Below are 24,615 nucleotides of genomic sequence, written 5' to 3' on the forward strand. Positions count from 1 at the left end.
TACTAAACGTCAACCACTCACTTTTTTTATTCTCAATACTGCTTAACTCTTAACCGAGAAGTATTGAAATGAGTCCTACTGGGCAAACAACGTCAATTTATACACTAATTGCTGATTTTAGACAACTGAATTGAGTATGTGATTATTAGCAAGCGTAATATTCAAGAACTTCATGACAAAACCCCAAATTTTTGCAAAAATTCGGGGCTGTGATTGCTGAAAAAAACTAAAACTGCCATATCTGAATTAACGATTTCGCAGTTCTGCTTCTAATTTATCTAAGTCACTTTTAAGTAAAACCGTCATTTGTCCGGTGAAAGCTTTACCGTTGCGCGGTTGGGCAATTTCTATCCAATAGGCGTAGCGATCGCCTATTCGTAATTCTCCTTTTAAAGCTTCTCTAATAGGAGTTTTGGCAAAACGTGCTGAATTAACCGCACTCTGATTAGGATACTCATACACAGTTTGTGCATTTTTAAAGTCTTGATAGATATCTAAACCGTAAATTACACGCAGAGACTCTTGTAAACGCTGAAAACTCATGCCATTAACGGCATCATACATTGCTAAACGCTCATAGCGAATTCTACTTCTATCTTTCGTGAATTCTACTTTACCCGGAGGCAATACAGAAGCCTGAAAAGTAAATCGCTGGGCGGCTGTATCACTTTTCTGCACATATAATTGTTCTCCACTACCAGGACGTAAAGTTGGATGGGCTTTCATCCAAGTCCCAACTTCCTCTGTACTTTGTCCTGGTAAAGCATTCGCTTTGGTATCAAATAGCATTCCCACGCCTAACCCGGAAACCAGAGTACAGGCGCAAATCAACAAGTTAAGCTGAGGTTTTTTGAGCATTTTCCTATACGGGAACTACAGAGAAATTACCCCCAAGGGAGTAATCATAGTCTTCCCGTTTTTCAGCAAAATTATTGCATTGACTATAAAATCAGTTTAAGAGTTACTTATTTGCGTTCTTCTTTGCGTCTTTGCGTCTTTGCGTGAGCTTTTAAATAATATTCTTAGCAACACAACAAGATTAATGAAAGAGGTATATCGTGTGATTTCAAAGTCTGTAATAACGCAGTATTAATTACCTAATTAGATAGTTGTGTATGATGGCAAATCACCAAACAACTTATGCCATCACACACCAAAATAAATCACATTAGTTAAGAGTTTAGTTCTAATAAGTCAACTCTAACTTGCTCTAACATTTGTTGATATCTGACATCTGTCATACCACTGCCAAAATTACCGCTTACATATTGCTGTAAAAGTTTTTCTGCTGCTTGATAGTCTGCCTTTGCACTTTTTTTATTTCCTAAATCCTTGTGCATTTTTCCTCTTAATAGGTACTCTTCAGCATTGGTACTGCTATCACCAATCAATTGAGATAAATCGGCGATCGCTTGTTGTTTTTCTCCTAACTTTTCGTAAGCCCTCGCCCTATTCCAATAAGCATCACGACTGAAACCAAACTTACCTGTATTTTGTCTAATTACTTCTGTATAATCTACCACTGCGGCTTGATAATTACCAAGATTATAATAGGAATTGGCACGATGATAATATGGTTCTTCAGCTTGAGGACTAAGCCGAATTGCCTGGGAAAAAGACGCAACAGCCCCAAGAGAGTCTTTTTTACAATCCTCTTGAAAGTGTCCCATAGCTATAAAGTTAGTTGAAGTATTGAGGAATACTGGCTTTAAAGTTGGGCAGGTAGTGTTACTAGAAGCCAGAATTGGCATCACCATTGGTATTGAAAAACCCAGCAGCACAATAGATGAAATATGAGCTAATAAAGAAGGTGCAGAAAAGCTAAATTTCATAATTATGTAATCCAGAAAATTGGCAATATTAGTAGGATTAAAGCGCAGAAGTTGTGCTTTTTATCTTCCAATAGTCTCATTTTAGCTAGGAATTTTTGTATAAACCTGGGTCTGCCAACTCCAACGACATTGCCTGTTTGTTTATCAGAGAGATTCTCTAGATATTGCATCACCAGTATCAAGGTAGAATCGTCCTTTCCATGAAATACACAGTAAAAACGGCGTTTTTCTGTTAAGTAATGTTTTGCCAACATATTATTCTCTTGGGCAGTTGCGAAAACCCGTGAGGGAAGCCAACACAAACCTAAGTCATAAAAATTACAGAGAAATCTATGAAGTATTTAGGCTCAACAGTTGTTGCTACGGTTACATTAGTGCTGTCGTTGTTAACTCAAGTGATGTCCGTAGCGGGACAAATCCCTATTCAAAGTAAACTTTCGTTGGTTGCAGTCTCCTCCAACACAGAATCAACATCACCACTAGCACAAGTTAATACTAGCAGCACAAAAGTTACACATCTGATTGAACAGTTGAAAACTGACAACAGAGAAGAGCGGGAAAAGACTCTGGTAAAGTTAGCGACAATTGGTCAAGAGGCAATTCCTACTTTGATCAAAGCATTAAAAGACCCAGATAAGCGAGTACGTAGTGGAGTTTGCAAAGCTTTGGGTAGAATTTACCATCAAGCCTCTGCTGATGATGCCTCTGCTGCTGTACCTAGTCTGATTGTTGCACTCCAAGACTCAGAAGTAGAAGTACGCCGCAGTGCTGCTTTTGCATTGAGTCAGATGCCTTTATCTACGCCCCTGGAGAAAAAACAAACTCTTGCTCCTCACCTTGCTATAGCTCTGAAAGACCAGGATAGAGATGTGCGGATTTTTGCAGCCCTAACTTTGGAGTCATTTGTTGACAATCAAACGTTATTAGCTGTGCCAGAAATTACTTTTGCGCTTCAAGACTCAGAGCCGGATGTACGTACCCTTGCCGCTTTAGCTTTGGCTAAGATGAATGCTTTCCCAGTATTGATTAAAGCCCTTCAAGACCCAAATAAGAATACACGTATTCTGGTGATTGATACCTTACCATTCATAGATACAAAGCACGAACAAACACTACCATTCCTAAGAGATGCTCTTACATACCTGAGAGATGCTCTTAAAGATCCAGATCCGGATGTGCGTCATCATGCAGCTATAACTTTGGGTTTAATAGGTGCAGAAACCTCTGCGCTTTTCCCTGAACTCAGAGCGACTCTCCAAAATCCAGATCCGAGCTTACGTGCTAATGCTACTTTTACCTTAGCGAATATAGAAATAAAACCTGCTGATTTGTTATCAGAGATCATTTTTACTGCACTAAATGATTCGGATGAGCAAGTACGTCTTAACGCTATTTATGCTTTAGTACGAGAAGAATATCAAACTTTTGGCAAAGAACTTCAAGCGGCTCTCAAATCTCCTGTACCAAAGGTACGACAAAATGCTATTAGTATTGTGGGATATATTGGATCGACAGGAATTTCTGCAAAAGCTAATTTACCTCTGCCAACATTAAATTCCGCTATCCAAGAACAATGGCCAAATTTTACAACTCAACGTGGAATAGATTTCTTAAGTTTCGGTGAGTTTTATGGAACAAAAATTGGTGTTGAACCAAAAACTGTTTTTTTAGAACTCATATCTGCTCTTCAAGATACAGATGTTGAAGTACGTTATACTGCTGGTTCAGGATTGTTTCATAGCTCTGCACAGCTAATAAATACTCTATCTAAATCTGATGCCGAAATAGTAATATCTCATTTTGAGACAACTTTAAAAACATTGCGAAATCAAAAAAATCTTTTCTCACAACAAGAAATAGAGGCACTGAACATGACTTTACAGGAGCTAATCAAGTCACAACCAAATTAATCCCAATTAAGGTGTAATACCCACTTTAATAACTTTGCGTGCTTTCATGTCGTGAAAAACTTGTTCTAAATCTTGTAATTGTCGCTGTTCACTAATTAACAACTCAAAAGGTATTTTGCGACTAGCAATTAATCTAAGTGCAGCCTTGACATATTGAGGTGTGTTGTGAAATACACCTTTTAAGGTGAGTTCGCTGTAGTGTAATTGTTCTGTGTTAACTGTAATTGTTGTATCTCTAGGACAACCACCAAATAAATTTACAGTAGCACCAGGACGGGCGCAGGCGATCGCAGTTTCCCAAACGCTGGGTACTCCTGTTGCTTCAATCACCACATCTGCACCCCAACCATCGGTCAGTTCTTTGACTACGCCAGGAATATCGGTAATTTGATGATAGTTAAATGTTTTAGCCGCACCGAGTTTTTCCCCAATTTCTAATCTGTGGTCGTTACCTCCCCACAGCAACACCTCAGTATTTTCCGCTAAAGCAGCGACAAACATCAACCCAATCGCCCCATCCCCCAAAACTACAACTCTATCTTGAGGCTTAATCTGAGAACGAGCGACCCCATGCAATACACAAGCCAAGGGTTCTGTCATCGCTGCTAATGCTAACGGCAATTCATCGGGAACTGGCAACATATTATGCTGCACAATCGGCGCAGGAATTTTTAAGTATTCCGCAAAGGTGCCATTATTCCAAGTTAAATGGGGGCATAGGGAATATTCTTGGCGTTGACAAAAAAAGCATTTCATGCAGGGTGCGGAGTTGTTAGCGACGATGCGATCGCCTACTTGCCAACCTGTGACACCCGCACCTACTGCTATAATCTCTCCTGCTGCTTCATGGCCAAATAAGGTCGGTAGTTTTAGCATTTTGGCATGACCACCACGCCGCCATACTTTTAAATCTGTACCGCAAGTTGTCGCTACCCCTACTTTAATGACTACTTCACCAAAATCTGGTGCAGGGTCTGCAACTTGTTCTAGGCGTAAATCTTCCTGACCATAAAGTAATGCTGCTAGCACAGCCTTTTTACCTATTAACTTAGCTCCACCTGATTTTATCAGATAGAGCTAAACCATATATAGCTAAGATTTAGCACTCCGCACTTGCAGATGAGTGAGTAACTACATTGGTGTTGCGAGTGTCTACAGTAGTGAGGCGATTAGTATTTAAAAGCGGAACTTCCTGTCTACAAGATAAACAAAACCAATACAATTCACCGTGACGAACATGGCGGAGGATTGAACCACCGCAGCATGGGCAATTATTGACTAGTATACTCATACCAATCTCCTCCTGAAAAATGATTTTTGAAAGATGTTCAAGAAAATTGTTGTTTAAAATTAAATTCGACCAGCATGGATATAACATCGGGACATAATTTGGTTGTTGTCCCCTGGTGTGTAGTTACTTTGATCTCTATTAAACATTGGGATAGAACTGAATTTGTTTTCTACATATTTTCTTCACTAAATAACGCGCTAATTCCATAACCGCCCAAGTCTTTCCGGCTATTTTGTTAAGGATTTGGTAAAGAAAATCAGTTGTTTCTCGTTCTGTAAATTCTTAGTACAGAATGTTTATCTCATCTTCATAACAGATGTATTAGCTGCTAGCGATGTCATCATTACCAAGCCAATCTTTCCTGAAAAGATAATTAGGAAATAGAGTGATTCTGACATTGCCAAGTAATATGGCTGTTTGTGTATAGTTAATTTCACGTAAATATTTAATTTGCTTTCCTGCTAGATGAGGAAAATTTTCTTGTCTGGGAAAATTGGCTTGAGCTACATCAACCGACTCTAATTTTCTAGTGTTTAGCCCATGTTTTGGACAATGGCGATCACCTGTTGTGGTATTTTTGTGAAGACAAGCAACCTAAAAACGCCGAGTTAGAGGGTTGTGTAGTTGAGTAACGAATAGAGAATCTGCTAGTGCAGTACCGTTATTAACGGGCTGAATCTATTTGAGATGAAGTTGACGCTTGATGTTACTGATGCTGACGTTTACTGAATTGGGATCATGATTTGCTTTGTCAGTAAGATGCTCCCCACAACCAAAACTTCAATAATATTATTATGAGGAAATAAAATTACTACTGGCAAGTTTGCAATTTAAATTAACCTAAATTGATCCTGAGAAGGGTCATATTGGTTAACGGGATAGTCAATGATTCTGGATATATTTTATCTCACTAGTCATAGTTAATAACCTCATGCCTTTATTAATATAACTCATGTCTTCTAAGTTGCATCTGTCCTGGGGATCATAAAATAGTGAAAGATTTTGTATCAGAACTCACAAATATCTATAATTTGTAGCTAACAATACTAAAAAAATGTGATGGGATCAATTTTTTATGAGATGGATTTGGTGCAAATGGCTAAAAACCAATAAATCTGGTAAATATTAAATAATTCTAAAAAAGCTAGCGCAAAAAGCATTAATCAATTTCAGATTATAGTTAGTCAACTGATGAAAATTGCCACTTGGAATGTTAATTCGATTCGCACTCGTCTAGAGCAAGTTATTGATTGGTTGGGGCAAAATCCCGTAGATGTTCTGTGTTTGCAAGAAACTAAAGTTGTAGATGCAGATTTTCCGCGATCGCCCTTAGAGGATTTAGGCTATCACCTATATGTATCGGGACAAAAATCTTATAATGGCGTAGCCTTAGTTAGTCAAAAACCGCTTGCAAATGTAACTATGGGATTCATCCCCATACTGCCAGAGATTGATCCAATTTGGGATGAGCAGAAACGAGTAATTACTGGTGTTATCGATGGGGTGAGGATTTTAAACCTCTATGTTCCCAACGGTTCATCCATAGGTAGCGAGAAATATGAGTTTAAACTGCGTTGGCTGACAGTGCTACGGCAATATTTGCAAACACTGTTGTCATCTGAACCCGCTATTTGTATGTGTGGTGATTTTAATATTGCCTTAGAAGCCAGAGATATTCACGAGAAAGTCAAAGCAGAAAATCACATTATGGCTTCAGAAGCCGAACGCCAAGCCCTCAAAGATATTCTAGAATTAGGCTTTGCCGATGCTTTTCGTAAATTTACCAGCGAAGGCGGACACTATAGCTGGTGGGACTATCGCACCGCCGCCTTTCGTCGCAATCAAGGATGGCGAATTGACCATCATTATCTAACGCCTACACTATACGATCGCGCAGCCAGCTGCATCATTGATATCACCCCCAGAAAATTAACCCAACCCAGTGACCACACACCAGTAATTGTGGAATTTTAAGTAAGAGATTTTAGGATATTGGGTATGAGGGACTGGGGAAGAATCAATTCAAAATTCAAAAATGATGACTGGGTACTGGGTAAATCACCCATTCCCCATTCCCCATTCCCCATTCCCTATTCCCTAATCCCTAATCATTATGTTTTTGGTAACTGGAGCAACGGGAGATATTGGTCGTCGAGTGGTGCGACTGCTACGCCAACGGGAGCAGTCTGTGCGCGCATTTGTTCGCCTTACCTCGCCTTATGGTGAATTAGAACATCGAGGGGCGGAAATTTTCATTGGTGATTTAAAGCATGACAAAGATATAGCTAAAGCCTGTCGAGGCGTTCAATATATTATCAGTTCCCACGGTTCTGATAGTGATACTCTGGCTTTAGATTACCGAGCTAACATTGAACTTATTGATCAGGCGAAAGCTAACCAAGTCCAGCATTTTGTTTTTATATCTGTTTTAGGCGTTGATCGGGGGTATGAAGATGCTCCCGTGTTCAAAGCTAAACGGGCTGTAGAACGTTATTTAGTTGCTAGTGGCTTAAATTACACTATTTTACGTCCGGCTGGACTAGCATCTAATTTACTTCCCTTAGCCGAAAGATTCCGCGACACGGGCTTATATATATTGATTGGCGACCCGAAAAATCGGACTTCTATCGTCAGTACAGATGATTTAGCCAGGATAGCAGTAGATTCTGTGAGTATCCCAGGCGCACTGAATCAAATCTTTCCCGTGGGAGGCCCAGAAATCTTATACCGTGGAGACATTCCCCAAATCTTTGGGCGCATTTTTAATAAAGAGCCAATAATCATTAACTCGCCATTATTAGCGGTGGATGGGTTAAGGGCTATGTTGGGATTGATTAACCCACAAGCACAAAAGGCTTTGGGAACTTTTCGGACATTACTGTCCAACGAATTTTTCTGTAGAAAAGAGGAAATAGCTAATATAGAGCAAACTTTCAGTTTTTCTCTAGAGACTCTAGAAAGTTTCTTAAAACGCTATTTAGCAGTTTGACGGGGACTGGGGATTAGGGACTGGTGATTGGGTAATTTAGCTCTATCTTTCCGCCGTGTGCAACTTTTCTTCAAACCTAACCCCCAACCCCTTCCCTACAAGGGAAGGGGAGCAAGAATCAAAGCCTCTCTCTTTGTAGGGGAGGGGTTCGAGAATAAGTCGCACATCGCGTTATCTTTAGTTCCCAATCCTAAGTTACTCAGCAATTAGAAATTCTATTGCTGGGTAATTAAAGGAGTAAAAGCTAGAGAAATCGAATAAATTAGAGCATTCCCTGCTGAAACTCCCAGTCCCCAATCCCCAGTCCCCAGTCCCCAGCGAAGCACTGAGCTTGTCGAAGTGTCCCCAGTACCCAATCCCCACTTATGAAACATCCCCTATTAGCTAATGCGGCTCAAGCACGTCAAACCAAACAGGTATTTGCTAGACCAGAAGACCAACTATCCTATGAACTCGGTAAAGCTGTAAAAGAATTACCACCGCTTTACACGAGATTATTAGCAGGAACAATTAGCTTTGTGATATTTGGTGCGATCGCCTGGGCTGGTTTGTCGGAAATCGATGAGGTGGCGGTAGCACAAGGGGAATTAATCGCCTCTACTCAGGTAAGACCGGTGACATCTCTGGGTAATGGGGCGATTGTCGCGATTAAAGTAGAAGAAGGCGATCGAGTTAATAAGGATCAAGTCCTGATTCAGCGTGACCCAGACCTCAAACAAACTGATGTCACACGCCTCTCTCGCAGTAGCCAATTAATTCAAGAAGATTTGCAGCGTTTACAAGCAGAACGACTAGGCGATCGCACTGCAAATACAGAAATCCAAGACGAACTGCTAAAATCCCGCCTGCGCGACTACCAAGCCCGTCAAGCCGCCGCCGAAGCCGAAGCCAGTCGTCAACGAGCCTTGATTGATCAAGCAAAGGTACGCCTGACCAGGTTACAAGATAATCTTGCTAGTGCCAGAACTGGTGTAATCAATGCAAAAACTAACCTTGCCAATGCCGAAAATATTCGTGACAAGGTCGAAAGTAATCTCGGAATTGCCCAAAGTCGTGAAGAAAATCTCCGCACTTTGATTACTCCTGGTGCTGTCCCCAGAGTCGATTATCTGGAAGCCAAAGAAAGACTAACACGCGCCCAAACAGAGATTACCAGAGCTAAAGATGAAGTCACAAACGCCCAAAATCGCATCACAGAAGCCCAAGATAAAGTTACATCACTAGAAAAAGATATCGCAGCCCAAGCCCAAGAAATTCGCCAAGCCCAAGCCGCCTATCAAGCCGCTTGGAGTCAAGCACAACGTGTTGCATCAGAACGCAAAAGTGAAATTCTCACCCAAATTAATAAGCGTCAAGAAGAACTGACTAATGTCACTGGTCAATTAGAACAAGCTAAAAAAGAAACCGACGGGGAAACCATCAAAGCCCCAGTCGCCGGTACTATCTACAAAATTAAAGCTACTAAAGGGCCTGTCCAAGCCGGGGAAGAATTATTATCTATTCTGCCAGAAGGTGAAGAAATTCTCTTAGAAGTCAAAGTCTTGAATCGGGATATTGGGTTTATTCAAAAAGGGATGAAAGCAAAAGTGAAAATGTCAACTTTTCCGTTTCAAGAATTCGGCACTATTGACGGTGAAGTTGTGCAAGTTAGTCCTAATGCTACCGTTGATAAAGAGTTGGGTCTAGTTTTTCCTACTAGAATCAAACTGCAAAAACACACCCTTACAGTGCGTGGTCAAGAGGTGGCTTTTACTCCTGGTATGGCGGCTACAGGTGAAATTGTGACGCGGAAAAAGTCGATTTTGACTTTCATTCTTGAACCTGTAACTCGTCGATTTAGTGAAGCATTTTCTGTAAGATAATCAATTTTGAGATAAAGGTATTGGGTTGTTCTTTTGCAATGTAGAGACGTTGTGTAAAACGTCTCTACAACCCACAAAATTTGAACACAAAAAAGGAGTCTAAATAAGACTCCTTTTTTATTAGCGGCAGCTTCTTGTTTTAATTACTTAACAGTAACCTTACCGCCAGCTTCTTCAATGCGTTTCTTAGCATCTTCAGCAGCTTCCTTAGCAATAGCTTCCTTAATAGCTTTAGGAGCAGCTTCTACTAAGTCTTTAGCTTCTTTCAGACCCAAACCAGTGATTTCACGAACAACTTTCAGTACAGCAATCTTCTTATCAGCAGGAACAGATTCGAGAACTACGTCAAATTCGGTCTTCTCTTCTACTGGTTCAGCAGCAGCAACAGCAGCAGGAGCAGCTACAGCTACGCCAACGGGTGCAGCAGCACTTACGCCGAAAGCTTCTTCGATTTGCTTAACTAATTCAGCAGCTTCCAACAAGGTCAAGGATTTCAATTGTTCTAAAATTTGTTCGGTTGCAGCAGACATGGATATTACTCCTGTAATTTTTGATTGTTGTTTTCGTAAATTGGTAGCTAGCAATTGATAATTGGTGATTTACCACCTTTTACCTATTCACCAGCACTTGCACCGCTATTTTCTTTGTCAGCAACAGCTTGCAAAGCACGCGCCAGTCCACCAGGAACTTCGTTGATACCCACAGCAATTTTTGTTGCCAAAGCGTTGATAGCTCCCGCAATTTGACCCATGAGTTGTTCCTTGGATGGCAAGTCTCCTAAAGCTTTGACATCCGGTTCTTTCAGCAAGCGACCTTCCATTACGCCGCCGCGAAGTTCTGTCTTCTTGGAAACTTTTTGGAAGTCTTGGTAAGCCTTAATTGCCGCAGAAAAGTCTTCTTTAACTAACAAGAATGCTGAAGAACCTTTGAGCAACTCCGACATTGGTTGCCATTTTTCATCGTCTTGAATGGCAATACCCATGAAAGTGTTTTTGGTCACTTTACAGATAGTGCCGGTGGGACGCAACCGCCGCCGTAAGTCGGTAATTTCGGCAACTGTCAGACCTTGGTAGTCAATTACTATTGCCAAAGTTGACTCACTCAAACTTTCTTTGAGTTCCGCAACTATTTCTTTTTTGTTTTCTAGTGTTCTACCCATATCGGTTTCACCTCCTCAAAAAAACTGTCGATTTCTCCGGTGATTATTTTTATCTGACTAGGTGATAACAATAAACCCCAGCTGTCTCAGCCGGGGTTTATTATCAAAACTCTTAAAAGCCTTCAATACACACGATTCCACATGGTATTTCGACTATAGAGCTTTTCACCTCGGCAGGGTATTAAGCGAGTAGCACCTGCTGTCTCCGGCTTTGCTTATTTAATTTTGAGTGTTGGGTATTAGAGATTGGTGTCAAGGTTTTTCCTAGTACCTAGTAACCAGTCTCCAGTCCCCAATCGCCCTTAAGCTGCTTCGGTCAGTTTTAAATCTCTAAGAGCTGTAACATCGACTTTAATGGATGGCCCCATTGTGGCAGATACGTAAACTGAACGCCAGTAGCGGCCTTTAGCTCCTGAAGGGCGGTTACGGTCAATGGTTTCTTGTAATGCCTTCAAGTTGACTAACAAATCTTCAGGCGAGAAGGATGCCTTACCAAACATAACATGAACAATACCTGTACGGTCAGCCCGGAATTCTAATTTACCTGCTTTGAATTCTGCGATCGCACTTGCTATGTCAAATGTTACTGTACCACCTTTTGGTGATGGCATCAAACCACGGGGGCCTAGTAATTTACCTAGTTTAGCGACCTGTGGCATCACGTCTGGTGTAGCAATCAATTTGTCGAAATCCATTCTACCTTTTTGGATTTCGTCAATTAATTCTTCTGAACCAACTACATCAGCACCAGCACCAGAGGCTTCTGTAACTTTTTCCCCACGGGCAATTACTGCTACTCTAACTATTTGCCCTGTACCTTTCGGTAGTGCAACTGTGGTACGTAATTGTTGGTCTGTATATTTTGGATCAATACCTAAGCGGATATGTGCTTCCGCAGCTTCCGCGAATTTAGCTGTAGCTGTTTCTTTGAGCAAAGCTAAAGCGTCTAAAGGTGCATAGTCCCTTTCTTCGACTTTTGCTTGCAATTCTCGCAAGCGACGTGATACTTTTTTAACCATTTTTATCTCCTGGGGTCAATTGCGAAGCTAGGCTTCTCCCCCTGTTACAATTTTTGATGTTTGATTGGCGATTGATCTAATATCAATCTTTAATGGTTACGCCCATGTTTCTGGCTGTTCCTGCCACAATGTTCATCGCCGCATCTATATCATTGGCGTTGAGGTCAGGTAGTTTGGTTTGAGCGATTTCCCGCAACTGCGCTGTGGTAATTGAACCAACTTTCTTTTTATTAGGTTCATTAGAACCTCTTTCAATTTTTGCCGCTTTACGAATCAATACTGATGCTGGAGGCGTTTTGAGTACAAATGTAAAACTCCGGTCTTCATAAACCGATATTTCTACAGGAATTACCATCCCAGCTTGGTCGGCTGTTTTGGCGTTGTACTCTTTGCAGAACATCATGATGTTAACACCATGTTGACCCAAGGCAGGGCCAACTGGGGGTGCTGGGTTGGCTTTTCCAGCATTCAGGGCCAGTTTAATGACCGCTACTACTTTCTTTGCCATTTGGATTTAGCTCTGTTTTTCTACCTGATTAAATTCCAGTTCTACTGGTGTGTCTCGCCCGAAAATCGATAGCAAGGCTTTTAGTTTACTCCGTTCTGGACTCACTTCAATCACCTCGCCTTCAAAATCCTTGAATGGGCCTGAAAGCACGACTATCTTATCACCAGTCACCATGTCAATCTTGACGATTGGCTCTTGTTCACTGGTTTGTTTGAATATACGTTCTACTTCTGAATGACTCAAGGGTAGTGGCTTAACGTGACCACGGCTTCTGCCTGTAGCTCGTTTTTGTTCTGCTCCCACAAAATTAATTACATGGGATGTATTGCGTACTACCTGCCAAGTGTCATCATCCATTACCATCCGCACTAACACATAACCAGGGAAAACTTTTTCCTCTGAGTGCTGGCGGCTACCATCTTTGCGGATTTTTACAGATGGCGTGTGGGGAATTTCTACTTGGATAATTTTATCTGCGACATCAAAGGTTTGAATGCGCTGCTCCAAGTTGGTTTTCACCCGTTTTTCGCAGCCGGAGGCTACCTGGACTGCATACCAGCGTGCTTCTTTTGACGCTGTTTCTGCTGTTTCCTCTGACTGCAACGCCGAGTTCATTGGTTCGTCTGTTGCAGAAGTCATCAGAATACCTGCTTGGATACCCAACTAAACAATCCATCAACCAAATAGATCAAAGAAGCAAAGAGTGTCACCATCAACAATACAGCAGCTGATTCGCTGACTAGTTGTTTGCGACTTGGCCAAACTACCTTCTCTAGTTCTTCTTTTGTTCCTTGAAAGAAATTGAGGAAGTTAAATCCGCCTGCGGGTTCTGTGATTTCTGCTTCGTTCTTTTTGGCCACGGTCGTTTATCCCCCCATCTTTTGCAATACAGCTACACTTTGCTCATTTTCATCCAGGTTGACAGCTTTAACTCCATCAAAAATTACTGGAAGCAAGAAAGCTGCAAGTATAAAACAACTACACCCGAAATCAATAGCACTTTCTGCTATCTTAGCAGGTGTGCTACTGTTTCGGGCTGTGTTTTTACTTTCGAGCGCGCCCTGGAGGACTTGAACCCCCGACATCAGGTTTTGGAGACCTGCGTTCTACCAACTGAACTAAGAGCGCACAAGCTGGGTTGGGTCTGTGTACTGCGATGAACTTGTTTCAGTTTAACGCACAATCGCTATGATAACACACTCTTGTCGAGGAAGCAAGCTAGCGGCAGATGCCGCCTGCTAACTTAAAGTGAAGTGCATATCAAAAAGGCAAAGTTTACAAGGCACGGTCAAAGCGTTGTTTAATGCGGGTAGCTTTACCAACACGGCCTCTGAGGTAGTAAAGTTTTGCCCGTCTCACTTTACCGCGACGGATAACTTTGATGCTATCAATTCGAGGAGAATGAACTAAAAATACTCGTTCAACGCCTACACCTTGGAATACTCTGCGGACTGTAATGGTTTCGTTGATACCGCCGTTACGCATGGCGATGACTACACCTTCATAGGGCTGTACACGATACTTTTCGCCTTCTTTGATTTTTACGCCAACTTTGACGGTATCACCGACGTATATTTGTGGAAGGTTAGATTTTAGGTGTTCCCCTTCGATGGAACGGATAATTTCCTGGGCGTTCATGGCTGCTTTGATTAAAAAACTCACGATCATCCATCATAAATCGAGAACTATGTTTCAGTCCACTAGTTTGGAAGAGATGAAGAATTAATTAAGGGACTTCCAACTAAAAAAATATTTCATCTGTAGGGTGCGTCAGTGTGAGAAACCTTCGCTATACCTAGATATTCCCTCTACTGACGCACCCTACCAACTTTAGCTCTCAAGAAAGGACTAAAGTCCTTACTACGAACTGAATCCTAGTATTTTTACATTGCTTAACATAGTTTAGTTTTTCTAGTCGTTCTAGGTTGAAAAAGGGGTCTATGGGTATAGGGGTTTAAGGGAAAGACTTTTTTATTTTTTCTGGTGTACGCAGTTTATGAGGGCTACTTATCCGTTCGTGAAGCCAGAAAATGTGACCGCTTAGATGCTGACAAAATTCTTTCAGCTAAACTTTTCCAATTGTCTTGCTGAGTAGATAGATATAAATATTTCTCAAAGATCCTAGTTTTAGGTTATATCCACAATACAGTCTCCGAAGGATGACGGTTATATTGTAAAAACTCTTGCTCCAGGTAGGAGATGTTTATGAAATTTAGTATTGTTATTTCTACTTATAACCGTCTCCATTTGTTACGTCGGGCGATTGATTCTGCACTGAAACAAACTATTCCTTGTGAAGTGGTGGTTGCTGATGACTGTTCATCGGAGGAAACGGAAAAGTATGTCAGAAGTTTGGGTGATGCGGTAGTTTATCATCGTAATCAGGTCAATCAAGGTCATGCGGTTACAGTCAATGCTGGTGTGGAGAAAGCTAGCGGTGATTGGATCAAGTTTTTAGATGATGATGACTATTTAGATGTTCATTGTATTGAAAAGATGAGTCAGGCGATCGCGCTTTGTCCTGATGCGGTGATTTGCTCTTGTATTGCGGCGCAAGTTGATATGGAGGAAAAAGAAATTAGTCGCACTCCCACTTTTGGCCCTGGGTTAGCTTTTTATATTCCCCAAGCAGATATTCACTACGGTATGCTGTTGGAACTTATCCCTTTTGGTACACCAGTTCAGGTTGCTTGTCGTCGTGATGCTTTCTTAAAAACTGGTGGTTGGGATTCCAAATTGAATACTAATTGTGATGATATCGATTCTTGGATTCGCATTGCTCAATTTGGTCATGGAATTTTCATCAATCAATGTCTTGCCTATCGGACAATTTGGCCTGGTGCATACAATCAAAAGTTTTCTTTTATCCAACGTCTAAATACCAATATTTTAATGAAGGAGAAAATTTATTCATTGGTTAATCAAAAACATCATAACCATTTACCCGAAATGGAAGACATCAAAAACTATTTAAAGTTGCATTGGACTATAGTGGCATTTAGGAGGAAAGATTTGCAAAGTTGTTTTGCTTTACTTAGTGCTTCTGCCTTTTCTTTTAATAACTGGCGTTTTTTAATCAATGTAGTTTACTCTCGACAATCAAAAATGTACCATTCACATATTCAAAAGAAGATTTTGTTAGATAAGTGATCATAGACATCTGATTTAATGATAGAAAACATTTGCTTGTAAATGTATAGGAATCCGCTTTGATTCCTGAAATCATTTGCGTAGAAAGGGAATAGGGAACAGGTAACAGGGAACGGAAAAGAAGTAACAGAGGTGTACCGAGTTTTTTCATAAATCAAATATGATTCCTATATACAAAATAAAAACCAAGGAAAATTCCCTGGCTTTTATTCTGTATTGAGAGAGGTAAAAATCAGGCTTTATCAAACTTTTTCTTCCAGAAATTTAGCCATAAAGACAGTGATTTAATCCAAGTGCCTCCTATTAAATCATGGAGTAGGGTGTAGAAACAGGGGATGATAAATAAAGTTAGTATTGTGGCTAAAGATAAGCCAGAAAATACAACTACGCCCAAGGGTTGCAGAAATTCCGAACCTTCCCCAATTCCCAATGCTAAGGGGAACATACCTAAGACTGTGGTGATAGTGGTCATTAAGACGGGACGTAACCTTTGGGGTGCAGCTTGTAAGATGGCTGTTCTGCGGTCTATTTGTTCTCGTTCGCGGATTTGATTAGCTAATTCCACCATGATGATTGCATTGTTGACAACAATACCTACGAGTAGAACTGCACCGACAATGACAGTTGCACCAATGGCTGTTTTTGTGATGTAGAGTCCGAAAATACCACCAGCTAAAGCTAGAGGAATGGTGAACATGATGGCTAGTGGGTCAATCAGGGAATTGTACTGCACCGCCATGACCACAAATACTAAAAAGGTAGCTAATCCGCCTAAAATCTGTAATGAACCTTGTAATTCTTGGTTAGATGTGGCGGCTGCACTGGGTAAAACACTCACGCCTTCTGGTAAGTCTAGACTATTTATGACATCTTGTACTTGGGCGATCGCATCACTGAGGCTAGCACCTTCGGTTAAGTTACCTGCAAAAATGATGACTTGGCGTTGGTTGATGCGCTGAATCTCGCCTGGGGCTTGGTCTTCAACAATTTGAGCCACATCACTTAAGCGGACTTGACGATTACCATTGACAAATAAAGGTAATCTTTCTAGTTGAGAAGGTGTTTGGACTGTAGTTTCATTTAATTGCACTCTGACATCAACTAAACGATTACCCCGTTGTAGTTGGGTAGGAACGCTACCTTCTAAGGCTGTTTGAATTGTATTCCCGATATCTTGGGTGTTTAATCCTAAAGCTGAGACTCTTTCCCAGTCGGGACGGATTTGAATTTCCGGTTGTCTATCATCAGCATCGGGACGGAATCTAGCCTGGGTGACGCGTTCTTCTAAGGCTGCTAATACTTGACGACTAGCTGCTTCTAAACTCTGTGAGTCGTTACCTTGGAGAATTACGTCCACATCAGCGTTACGCACAGGTGAATTATTGACAATTAAACCTCGCACTTGGCCTGGTGATATCCGCAGACGAATACCGGCTAGATTTAACTTGTTAACAGCTGCTGTCAGTCTTTCAACGTAAGCATCTACGTTAGTACCGGTTTTGAGGGTAATGTTGCTAGTACCGCGCAGGGGATTAGCATTGGTAGTAGTTCCGAATAATGCACCACCGGCGGTAGAAAAAACATATTCTGTTTCTGGTTGTTGGCGGATGATTTCTTCTACCGCAGTCATGACTTTGCGGTTAGTTTCTAGGGGTGTACCTGGAGGAAATTGAGCAAAGAGGTTGGCTTGTCCGGTATTGATGCGGGGGAGAATTTGCTGGGGAATTTGGGGGGCCATCCATAGACTACCACCACCGAAGATGAGTATAGCGATCGCTACTGTTACTAATCGCCAACGTAATATTTCCTGTAGGAAACCTCCATACATTCTGGTAGAGGCTTCAAAACTGCGATTAAATTGCTTTAGTAGCCAAAAGTTGCTCAAATTACTCGAAAATCGCCAGCCTAACATCCGTGATGCCATCATGGGGACAACGGTAGCGGCTATCAAGATGGAAGCTGCAACGGAAAAACTAATGGTAAGAATTAGTTCGTTGAATAATAAAGCAATAAAGCCACCAATGAGCAAAAATGGTAAGACTGCCACTAAGTTGGTACTTGTAGAGGCAATTAGGGCTGATTCTACTTCTTGGCTACTTTTTTCGGCTTGAGCAATTAATTGTTGTGGACGCAAACGGCTTTTGCTATCCTTCCCTGGTGTCATCCCCACACCTTCAGCAATGCTTTCTAGCATGACGATGGAGTTGTCTACGACAATACCCACACCCAAGGCTAAACCACCCAAACTAAACACGTTGACGGATAAGCCAAAGACACCCATGAGGATAATTGCAGCTAGGGTGGCTAGGGGGATAGCAATGACGATGATAAAGGTTTGGCGCAGAGAACCGAGAAATAGTAAGACTGCGATCGCGGCGAGGGCTGTACCAATTAACCCAGAACTCGTAACATTAGAAATAGAATTACGGATAAATTTTGATTCATCTAAGGTAGGTGTAATGATTGTGCCTTCAGGGATAACACCTCCCGTCCGCAACTGTTCTAAACGGGTTTTTACAGCATCAACTACATTGATAGTATTGGCATCTGGTTGCTTTTGAATACTGACTTTTACCGCCGGTTCACCATTTAAGGAGACATATACCCTCTGTTGTTCTGAACCGTCGATAACTTGGGCGAAGTCTCGCAGATAAACACGACGACTGGGGACTGGGGACACTTCGACAAGCTCAGTGCTTCGCTGGGTATTGGTGACTGGGGAAGAGACTTCAAAGGAGAGGTTGCTAATTTCATCGGCGGTTTTAAATCGCCCCACAGTTCTGGTGAGTGGTTCAGAATTTACACCTAAAATCCGACCCCCGGAAATATCTTGGTTGCGGTTTCTCAACTCATCTAAAACATCAGTTAAACCTACACCCAAGGCTTGCAAACGGTCTAAATCGAGGTTAACTCTGACTTCTTCTTGTAAACCCCCCGATACGTCTACCCCTGCGACCCCAGGAACAACCCCTAATTCCCGTGCTAATTCTTCCTCCGCAAATACCCGCAAATCAACCCCTGTTAAAGAAGGGGAAGTTAAAGCCATTTCATAGACTGGTAATTGGGAAGGATCAACTTTGAATATGCGTGGTTCTTCAATGGTATCTGGTAAAGTTCCTCTGGCTCTGTTGAAAGCTGCCGTCGAATCGTTTAACGCTTGGTCAATATTACCGCCCGGCTGAAAGTATAAATCTATGCTGACTTGCCCTTCACGAGTTTGAGAAAAAACCTGAATCACACCCTCCGTAGCGGAAAAAGCCTCTTCTAACGGCTTAGTGACTTCATCAATGGCCACCTCTGGTGAAATACCTGGTGCTTGTATCCGCACACCAATACGGGGATAGGTAATAGAAGGCAGTAAATCTACTGGCAGTTTAATAATAAAGAACACACCTAAAACTATCACCGCCAAAGTAAGCATCAGTGTGCCGATATGTTGGCGGATAGAGATGGAACTGAGACTAAATCCACCACTTTTATTGACTTGCTGCATTTTTATCGCCCTCTTTGGGGAGTTAACAATTCAAAATTCAAAATTTAAAGAACGGATTCTTAACTAACTCATTAGTCATTAGTCATTAGTCATTAGTCATTACTCAGCACTCATTACTCAGCACGGGCTAAACGCCCCGCTTCCGCTAACAGCACTCATTACTCAGCACTCAGCACTCAGCACTCATTACTCAGCACTCATTACTCATTACTCATTACTCTCCACTAACTCCCCGATTTTTCAGACAGTATAGAAAGACGCACAGCATCGCCATCTTTTAAAGGTCTACCACTTCTGACAACATAGCGATCGCCTGGTTGTAAGCCTGATAAAATTTCGACTTTGCCATCAGCTTTTTCCCCTAGTGTGACAGCACGAGATATAACTTTGGTTTTATCTGCGGCATTTGCTAATACGTAAATTGTGCCGTTGTTCTCTGCGGCTTTGTCTCTATTTGATTTTTGTAAAGCTGTTTGGGATATGACTACTCGCTGGGCTGCTGGCGACGCAAAACTAACTCTCGCTAGTAACCCGCTACTAATATTGTTACTGTTGGGTATAACTACTTCCACCGGAATTAATCTGGCGGTTGCGTCGGCGGTGGGAGAAATCCGAGTGACTCTACCAATTAATTTTTCCTGGGGAAACGCATCTAAACGAACTTCTACGGACTGACCTATTTGAATGCGATTTAATTCCAATTCGGATACTTGCACGACTACTTTAATGCGGCTAAAGTCGGCAATTTTTAAAGCTTCACTCCCAGCTTGCAGGAGGTTTCCTGGTTCTGTAACTTTTTCGGTGACGACACCTGTGATGGGAGAGATGAGACGGGAGTAGGAACGACGTTCTTTGGTTTGGGCTAATACTGCTTGTTGGGCAAAAACTCGACCTTTGGCGGCGGCTTCGGCTTGTTGTTCTGTCCGCACCCGTTCTTGGGCGGCGCGCAGTGCTTGGGCAGAGGTTTTGGCTTTGGTGTTGGCTTGTTGGGCTAGTTGTTCGGAAATTGCCCCTTCTTTAAATAATTGCTGTTGGCGGTTAGCATCAGCTTCGGCTTGGACTAACTCTAGCCGCAACCTTTCTACCTCTGCATTGGCATTACTGATTTGGGTAGAGGCTCTAGCTACTTCTGATTGTAGGGCGGCTAATTCGGCCTCTGCTTGTCGGAAGTCAGTGGAGAGGATGGTGTCATCTAACTGACCAATGGTTTGGCCTTGTGTTACTGAGTCACCAACATCTGAGTTTAAAGATAATAACCTACCTTCTACTTGCGATCGCAGTGATACTGTCCGGTATGGTGTGGTTGTACCTGTATACTCTGTTTGTGGTTGCAATCTTTCTATGCGCGCAATAGCTACATCTACCGGAACCGCTTGGTTTCTTTCTCTGCTTGTCCGTTGTTGAGATTGTGCTTTTGCTGATTCTTTCGGTAGAGAACCACAACTAGCTGTGAATATCCCTGTACTCAACAAACAAAACATTAATAAGTAATGGAAAATCCTGCTTTTTTTGGAATGATTTTTCTGATTCTCATCAAAAATTGTCTGATTTAATTGCCAAGTGGGAGTGTAAGTTTGCTGCTTCATCGGTTTTTGCTGTAATTTTGGGTCTGAATGATCGATTTAGCTTGTTTAAACAAGTTTTTGATTCACAGCTTTCTATTACTAAACAAATCCATATATTATGTTATCGGTTGGTAAACATAGAAAGTCATAAAGTTGTTTGATAAACTTTTGGTGCTAAATATTACTATGGTCACAAAATAATGACAAAGTAATGTCAAAAATTTTTTTTACTGTTATCTTGCTAGTATTACAGACAGAAAGTTTCTAGTATCAGTTAGCCAAAACAATCTGGCATACCGCTAAAACCTAGCATTCATCATCAATAGATATCACATAACAATTGATCTTCTAGATGCTGCTGTCGCCATTGTTTGGGAAAGGAATATTTAGTTTTACTAAATACAAACTCTATCGTAACAAAAATACCTCTGTAATCACTGCTGATTCTCAGTATTTTCGCGATGTATTAAAAATTTTAAAGTGGAATTGCATTTTAGCCCAATGTATTATATATGATAAGTCCAATTTTTATTCCTTTTAGGTGAGGACAATTACGCGTGATATCACCCCTAACAATTGCACAAACTGCTGATGAGTCCCAAATCATCGAATTTTTTCAAGCATCAGTTGGTCAGTGGCTCTCGGAAAGGCGTTACTATACTCTTCCAGACGGGAATACCAAAGAAGTAGAGAGTATGATCGCCATCCGATTTTTAGAGTCAGGGTGTGAGGAATTACAAAGGCTAGCTCAAATGCACAATTTAACCGACACAATGATGTTGGTTGGTGGTGCGGAAGTTAGTTGGTGTAGTAAAAATAGCTTAACTAATAAGAATGAATCCGCAGGTTCGACATTATTTGGTGCGTTAGGAAATATATTGTATCGCGATCGCGGTTTTGCCACTTCTGAACCCATTACCGCCAAGTATTCTTTCCCTAACAGCAAAACTCTATGTCTGCGGACAGAGTATAACAATTCAGTTTTTGAGGAAGAGTTAAAGCTAGTTGGTAGCAAATATCGCACCCGACAAACCATTATTTCTCGTGCGGGTGAGCAGGTAATGATTGGTCAATATTTAGAGAAAAGATTAGCCTAGTTTGTGATTTGTTGGTGTTTCAAACCCCGATTGAGAAATCGGGGTATTTGATGTTTCTGAAGAGAATCTGCTTTATCGTTGACGCTGGAATTTCAGCATACCCATTGTGACAACTGATAATAAACCCAAAATCACCCCAGGTTCAGGTACAGATTGAGAATTATCTTCAATCGCAAATAAAGTTGTGGTTCCGCTAATTTCATTAGAGACAACTAACAAAGGTTTACCATTAGGACTATTTGCGGCTGAAATCAACAGTAAACCTTCGGGGCCTAAATCTCCCACGGCTGAACTTGCTGGGTCAGCTAAGAAGTCACGATTGTTAACATATTTAACGTAAACGGGTTTTGTTGGGTCGGTGATATCATAAACCATCACCCCACCGATACGCTCTAAACCCACGAAAGCGTAAAAGCGTCCGTTAATTTCCGCAATTTTGACATCTTCTGGTTCTGGGCCTTTGTTGTCGCTGCGGTTATCAAAGTTATTTACTCCATGATCAGAATTGAAAAAATTGGGTAGAAGTTGGGCGGTAATTTGCTCAAAGTCGTCGCCACTGTCATAAACTTGTTGAAGTTTACCTGTAGCTTCATCCACTTCCCAGATAGAAAAGGAACGACCACCAAAAGCGTAAATCTGCTCATAATCACCATCATTATCTGTATCACCTAAAGTATTGGTGACTGTTAAACGCCCCAGATTACTATTTTGTTTTAAGACAACAGCATTAGGGAAGGCTGTAGGGTCGAGTTGATAAGCGTTATTACCCACCCTGACTTCTTCTGCAAAACCTTCATAGCTACGCGCATCACCTTCATTTGCTGTGACAATATAGGTTTTACCATTGACTTGATAGGAAGCTATACCATCGGGTTGGTACATCCCCAAGACTGGCCAGTTAGTGATATTGATAGTGTTATCGCGATCGCTCGCATCAATGCCATTGCCTGGTAAACTATGATCCTTGAAGCCCAAAGGCAGAATATCGGTAATTTGATTGTTAATCAAATCAAGGACAGCGATCGCATTATTTTCTTGCAATGATACCCAAGCTTTTGTCGAATCGGCAGAGACGGTGATATATTCTGGTTCTAAATCTTGAGCGACGGTAGCATTAGGGCCAAAAATTCTCACTCCTGACGCGCGTAACTGGTCAATTTGGCTGTTAAATTGGTTAAAACCAGCGTTGATGACACTAAAATCCGCAATATTAATAATACTGACTGAGCCTTCTGGGTCGATGCTATCAGGCTTACCATAACTATTTGGTTCACCTTCATTCGCCACTAACACACGAGTCCCATCGGGTGTAAATGTGAGCATATCAGGTAATGCTCCCACAGTGACAGAATTGAGAAAATCACCGTTAGCGTTAAAAAATACAGCCTTACCGGAGTCTTGAGGAGATATTCCTTGCACAGCCGCCGCAAGTAGCCCGTTTTTGAAGGTAACGCTATTAACACCGCCACCATAGGGTGTAATATCTATAGTCTTGAATAACGAAGGTGAAGTTGGGTCACTGATATTAATGACATCAATACTGCTAGTACCACCATTGACTACAAACAGTCTTTGATTCACAGGGTCATAGGTAGGGATTTCTGCTCCACCTGCACCAAATAAGCCTGTGCTGTAAGTACCAAGAGTTTTTAATGTTAACGCTGCGGCTGGAGTCGCCATTCCTCCCAGCAAAATCGCGGTGGGAACTAGTAGGCTAATAAGCTTTTTGATAGTCATGATTGTAGTGAATGGTGAAATCGCTTAACTTTTGACCTTTTGCCACCAATTGAAGACATGAGAATATTTCCACTCGGCTAAAATTCTGCCTAGTGGACTTTTCATGTGTTTTGTCAATCAGACTAAATCAATGGGTGCAATTACCGAAGAGGCGGAGGGGAAGGGAGCAGGGGTAACATGGGTATCAAGCCTTGTCCTTATAGGGAACTCAATCTGGGGCGGAGTACACTCCGTCTCAGTCTTCCCCCTTGCTCCCATGCCTCTTCTAACCCGCAATGAGAAGGGCTATCAATTACGGTTACAGAGGCAAAGCTAACGATTTAAAGTTAAGTTTGATTTAACTAAAGGTTAAATAAAGGTTAAGCACAGTATTTTTACTGAAACTTTATGAGGTGATATCAGGATTTATCCCAAATTTATACTTGTATTCACTATTGTTATGCTTGGTAATTTATACCTGCAACTCAAACCCAGGTAAAACATCTTCCCCCAATAGCAGACTTGGCATTTTCACTATTGCTTTGGCGTGTCCCTGACGATAAATTTCTACCTCTTCATCTTGAGGGTTAATGAGCCAACCTAAACGCAAGCCATTATCTAGATATTCCTGCATTTTATCTTGGAGAGTCTTAAGGCGATCGCTCTTGGATCTCAGTTCTATCAGAAAATCTGGTACTAGTGGCGGAAATTGTTCGCGTTCTTCGATAGTTAGTGCTTCCCATCGTGATAATTGTACCCAAGCTGCATCAGGCGATCGCTTCGCCCCATTCGGTAGGCTGAAGATTGTTGAAGAACTAAACACTATTCCTAATTTTGTTTGGCGATTCCAAAGACTCAAATTAGTAATCAAGTTGGCTTCGAGTATACCAGTTTCTCCGCCTATTGGTGGACAAAGGATTAGTTCTCCAGTAGCACTCAATTCTAAATTTAAATCCCGATTCGCCATACAGACTTGATAAAACTGCTCATCAGTGAGGCGAACTTTATACCCCATACCCCATAC

General features: G+C 41.6%; 21 protein-coding genes, 1 tRNA gene and 1 other annotated feature. Of the genes, 6 read left to right on the forward strand and 16 right to left on the reverse strand.

Features of this window, described 5'->3' with window-relative positions; genetic code table 11:
* Window positions 1-246: 246 nt before the first annotated feature.
* Together ACQFX9_RS03690 and ACQFX9_RS03695 are read right to left on the reverse strand one after the other, a co-directional pair.
* Window positions 247-858 carry a hypothetical protein gene (locus tag ACQFX9_RS03690; RefSeq protein WP_427160756.1) on the reverse strand — a complete coding sequence of 204 codons (612 nt, stop codon included), beginning with the start codon at window positions 856-858 and terminating at the stop codon, window positions 247-249.
* Between the two features lie 314 nt (window positions 859-1,172).
* Complete coding sequence (locus tag ACQFX9_RS03695; RefSeq protein WP_427160757.1) at window positions 1,173-1,832, reverse strand: tetratricopeptide repeat protein; 660 nt, start codon at window positions 1,830-1,832, stop codon at window positions 1,173-1,175.
* A 332-nt stretch (window positions 1,833-2,164) separates the two neighbouring features.
* On the opposite strand from ACQFX9_RS03695, the gene ACQFX9_RS03700 reads away from it, so the two are divergent.
* Window positions 2,165-3,742 carry a HEAT repeat domain-containing protein gene (locus ACQFX9_RS03700; RefSeq protein ID WP_427160758.1) on the forward strand — a complete coding sequence of 526 codons (1,578 nt, stop codon included), beginning with the start codon at window positions 2,165-2,167 and terminating at the stop codon, window positions 3,740-3,742.
* Between the two features lie 6 nt (window positions 3,743-3,748).
* On the opposite strand, the gene ACQFX9_RS03705 is transcribed toward ACQFX9_RS03700, so the two are convergent.
* Both ACQFX9_RS03705 and ACQFX9_RS03710 read right to left on the reverse strand, forming a co-directional pair.
* The gene (locus tag ACQFX9_RS03705; protein ID WP_427160759.1) at window positions 3,749-4,771 is read right to left on the reverse strand and encodes a zinc-dependent alcohol dehydrogenase; all 1,023 of its coding nucleotides are present in this window, start codon (window positions 4,769-4,771) and stop codon (window positions 3,749-3,751) included.
* 70 nt (window positions 4,772-4,841) lie between these two features.
* On the reverse strand, window positions 4,842-5,033 hold the full coding sequence (locus tag ACQFX9_RS03710) for a hypothetical protein (protein ID WP_427160760.1): 192 nt from the start codon (window positions 5,031-5,033) through the stop codon (window positions 4,842-4,844).
* Between the two features lie 1,191 nt (window positions 5,034-6,224).
* On the opposite strand from ACQFX9_RS03710, the gene xth reads away from it, so the two are divergent.
* From xth to ACQFX9_RS03725, 3 genes are all read left to right on the forward strand, one after another.
* Window positions 6,225-7,007, forward strand: a complete 783-nt coding sequence (gene xth / locus ACQFX9_RS03715; protein ID WP_427160761.1) for an exodeoxyribonuclease III — start codon at window positions 6,225-6,227, stop codon at window positions 7,005-7,007.
* A gap of 139 nt (window positions 7,008-7,146) precedes the next feature.
* A complete protein-coding gene (locus ACQFX9_RS03720) occupies window positions 7,147-8,022 on the forward strand; it encodes an SDR family oxidoreductase (protein WP_427160762.1) in 876 nt (291 codons plus the stop codon).
* A gap of 365 nt (window positions 8,023-8,387) precedes the next feature.
* On the forward strand, window positions 8,388-9,884 hold the full coding sequence (locus ACQFX9_RS03725; protein ID WP_427160763.1) for an HlyD family efflux transporter periplasmic adaptor subunit: 1,497 nt from the start codon (window positions 8,388-8,390) through the stop codon (window positions 9,882-9,884).
* A 143-nt stretch (window positions 9,885-10,027) separates the two neighbouring features.
* On the opposite strand, the gene rplL is transcribed toward ACQFX9_RS03725, so the two are convergent.
* From rplL to rplS, 8 genes are all read right to left on the reverse strand, one after another.
* Window positions 10,028-10,414: a 50S ribosomal protein L7/L12 gene (gene rplL, locus ACQFX9_RS03730; RefSeq protein ID WP_427160764.1), complete on the reverse strand. Its 387-nt coding sequence runs from the start codon at window positions 10,412-10,414 to the stop codon at window positions 10,028-10,030.
* A gap of 83 nt (window positions 10,415-10,497) precedes the next feature.
* Complete coding sequence (gene rplJ / locus ACQFX9_RS03735) at window positions 10,498-11,043, reverse strand: 50S ribosomal protein L10 (protein WP_236141312.1); 546 nt, start codon at window positions 11,041-11,043, stop codon at window positions 10,498-10,500.
* 60 nt (window positions 11,044-11,103) lie between these two features.
* Window positions 11,104-11,270 (reverse strand) — a sequence feature (ribosomal protein L10 leader region).
* A gap of 75 nt (window positions 11,271-11,345) precedes the next feature.
* Entirely contained in the window at window positions 11,346-12,062 is a 717-nt protein-coding gene (gene rplA, locus ACQFX9_RS03740; RefSeq protein ID WP_236141311.1) for a 50S ribosomal protein L1, read from the reverse strand.
* A gap of 82 nt (window positions 12,063-12,144) precedes the next feature.
* Entirely contained in the window at window positions 12,145-12,570 is a 426-nt protein-coding gene (gene rplK / locus ACQFX9_RS03745) for a 50S ribosomal protein L11 (protein ID WP_427160765.1), read from the reverse strand.
* Between the two features lie 6 nt (window positions 12,571-12,576).
* A complete protein-coding gene (gene nusG / locus ACQFX9_RS03750) occupies window positions 12,577-13,209 on the reverse strand; it encodes a transcription termination/antitermination protein NusG (protein WP_427160766.1) in 633 nt (210 codons plus the stop codon).
* Window positions 13,209-13,430 carry a preprotein translocase subunit SecE gene (gene secE / locus ACQFX9_RS03755; protein ID WP_236141309.1) on the reverse strand — a complete coding sequence of 74 codons (222 nt, stop codon included), beginning with the start codon at window positions 13,428-13,430 and terminating at the stop codon, window positions 13,209-13,211. Before secE ends, nusG begins: the two co-directional genes overlap by 1 nt.
* Before the next feature lie 195 nt (window positions 13,431-13,625).
* Window positions 13,626-13,698, reverse strand: a tRNA-Trp gene (locus ACQFX9_RS03760).
* A 147-nt stretch (window positions 13,699-13,845) separates the two neighbouring features.
* Window positions 13,846-14,208 carry a 50S ribosomal protein L19 gene (rplS, locus tag ACQFX9_RS03765; RefSeq protein WP_103140895.1) on the reverse strand — a complete coding sequence of 121 codons (363 nt, stop codon included), beginning with the start codon at window positions 14,206-14,208 and terminating at the stop codon, window positions 13,846-13,848.
* A gap of 567 nt (window positions 14,209-14,775) precedes the next feature.
* Between rplS and ACQFX9_RS03770 the strand changes: the two genes are divergently transcribed.
* Window positions 14,776-15,720, forward strand: coding sequence for a glycosyltransferase family 2 protein (locus ACQFX9_RS03770; RefSeq protein ID WP_427160767.1), 945 nt, complete (start codon window positions 14,776-14,778; stop codon window positions 15,718-15,720).
* Window positions 15,721-15,952: 232 nt separating this feature from the next.
* Here ACQFX9_RS03770 and ACQFX9_RS03775 read toward each other — a convergent pair whose 3' ends face one another.
* Window positions 15,953-19,213 carry an efflux RND transporter permease subunit gene (locus tag ACQFX9_RS03775; RefSeq protein ID WP_427160768.1) on the reverse strand — a complete coding sequence of 1,087 codons (3,261 nt, stop codon included), beginning with the start codon at window positions 19,211-19,213 and terminating at the stop codon, window positions 15,953-15,955.
* Window positions 19,214-19,437: 224 nt separating this feature from the next.
* Window positions 19,438-20,799 (reverse strand): efflux RND transporter periplasmic adaptor subunit, encoded by a 1,362-nt coding sequence (locus tag ACQFX9_RS03780; protein ID WP_427160769.1) that lies wholly within the window; start codon window positions 20,797-20,799, stop codon window positions 19,438-19,440.
* Window positions 20,800-21,335: 536 nt separating this feature from the next.
* Here ACQFX9_RS03780 and ACQFX9_RS03785 point away from each other — a divergent pair.
* Window positions 21,336-21,875 carry a phycobiliprotein lyase gene (locus ACQFX9_RS03785; protein ID WP_427160770.1) on the forward strand — a complete coding sequence of 180 codons (540 nt, stop codon included), beginning with the start codon at window positions 21,336-21,338 and terminating at the stop codon, window positions 21,873-21,875.
* A 72-nt stretch (window positions 21,876-21,947) separates the two neighbouring features.
* On the opposite strand, the gene ACQFX9_RS03790 is transcribed toward ACQFX9_RS03785, so the two are convergent.
* Both ACQFX9_RS03790 and ACQFX9_RS03795 read right to left on the reverse strand, forming a co-directional pair.
* The gene (locus tag ACQFX9_RS03790; RefSeq protein WP_427160771.1) at window positions 21,948-23,612 is read right to left on the reverse strand and encodes a choice-of-anchor I family protein; all 1,665 of its coding nucleotides are present in this window, start codon (window positions 23,610-23,612) and stop codon (window positions 21,948-21,950) included.
* Window positions 23,613-24,063: 451 nt separating this feature from the next.
* Window positions 24,064-24,606 (reverse strand): Uma2 family endonuclease, encoded by a 543-nt coding sequence (locus ACQFX9_RS03795; protein WP_427160772.1) that lies wholly within the window; start codon window positions 24,604-24,606, stop codon window positions 24,064-24,066.
* Between the last annotated feature and the right edge of the window lie 9 nt (window positions 24,607-24,615).

Origin of the sequence: Aliinostoc sp. HNIBRCY26 (assembly GCF_050235535.1) — a bacterium.
In the GTDB taxonomy this organism is placed as follows: domain Bacteria; phylum Cyanobacteriota; class Cyanobacteriia; order Cyanobacteriales; family Nostocaceae; genus Trichormus.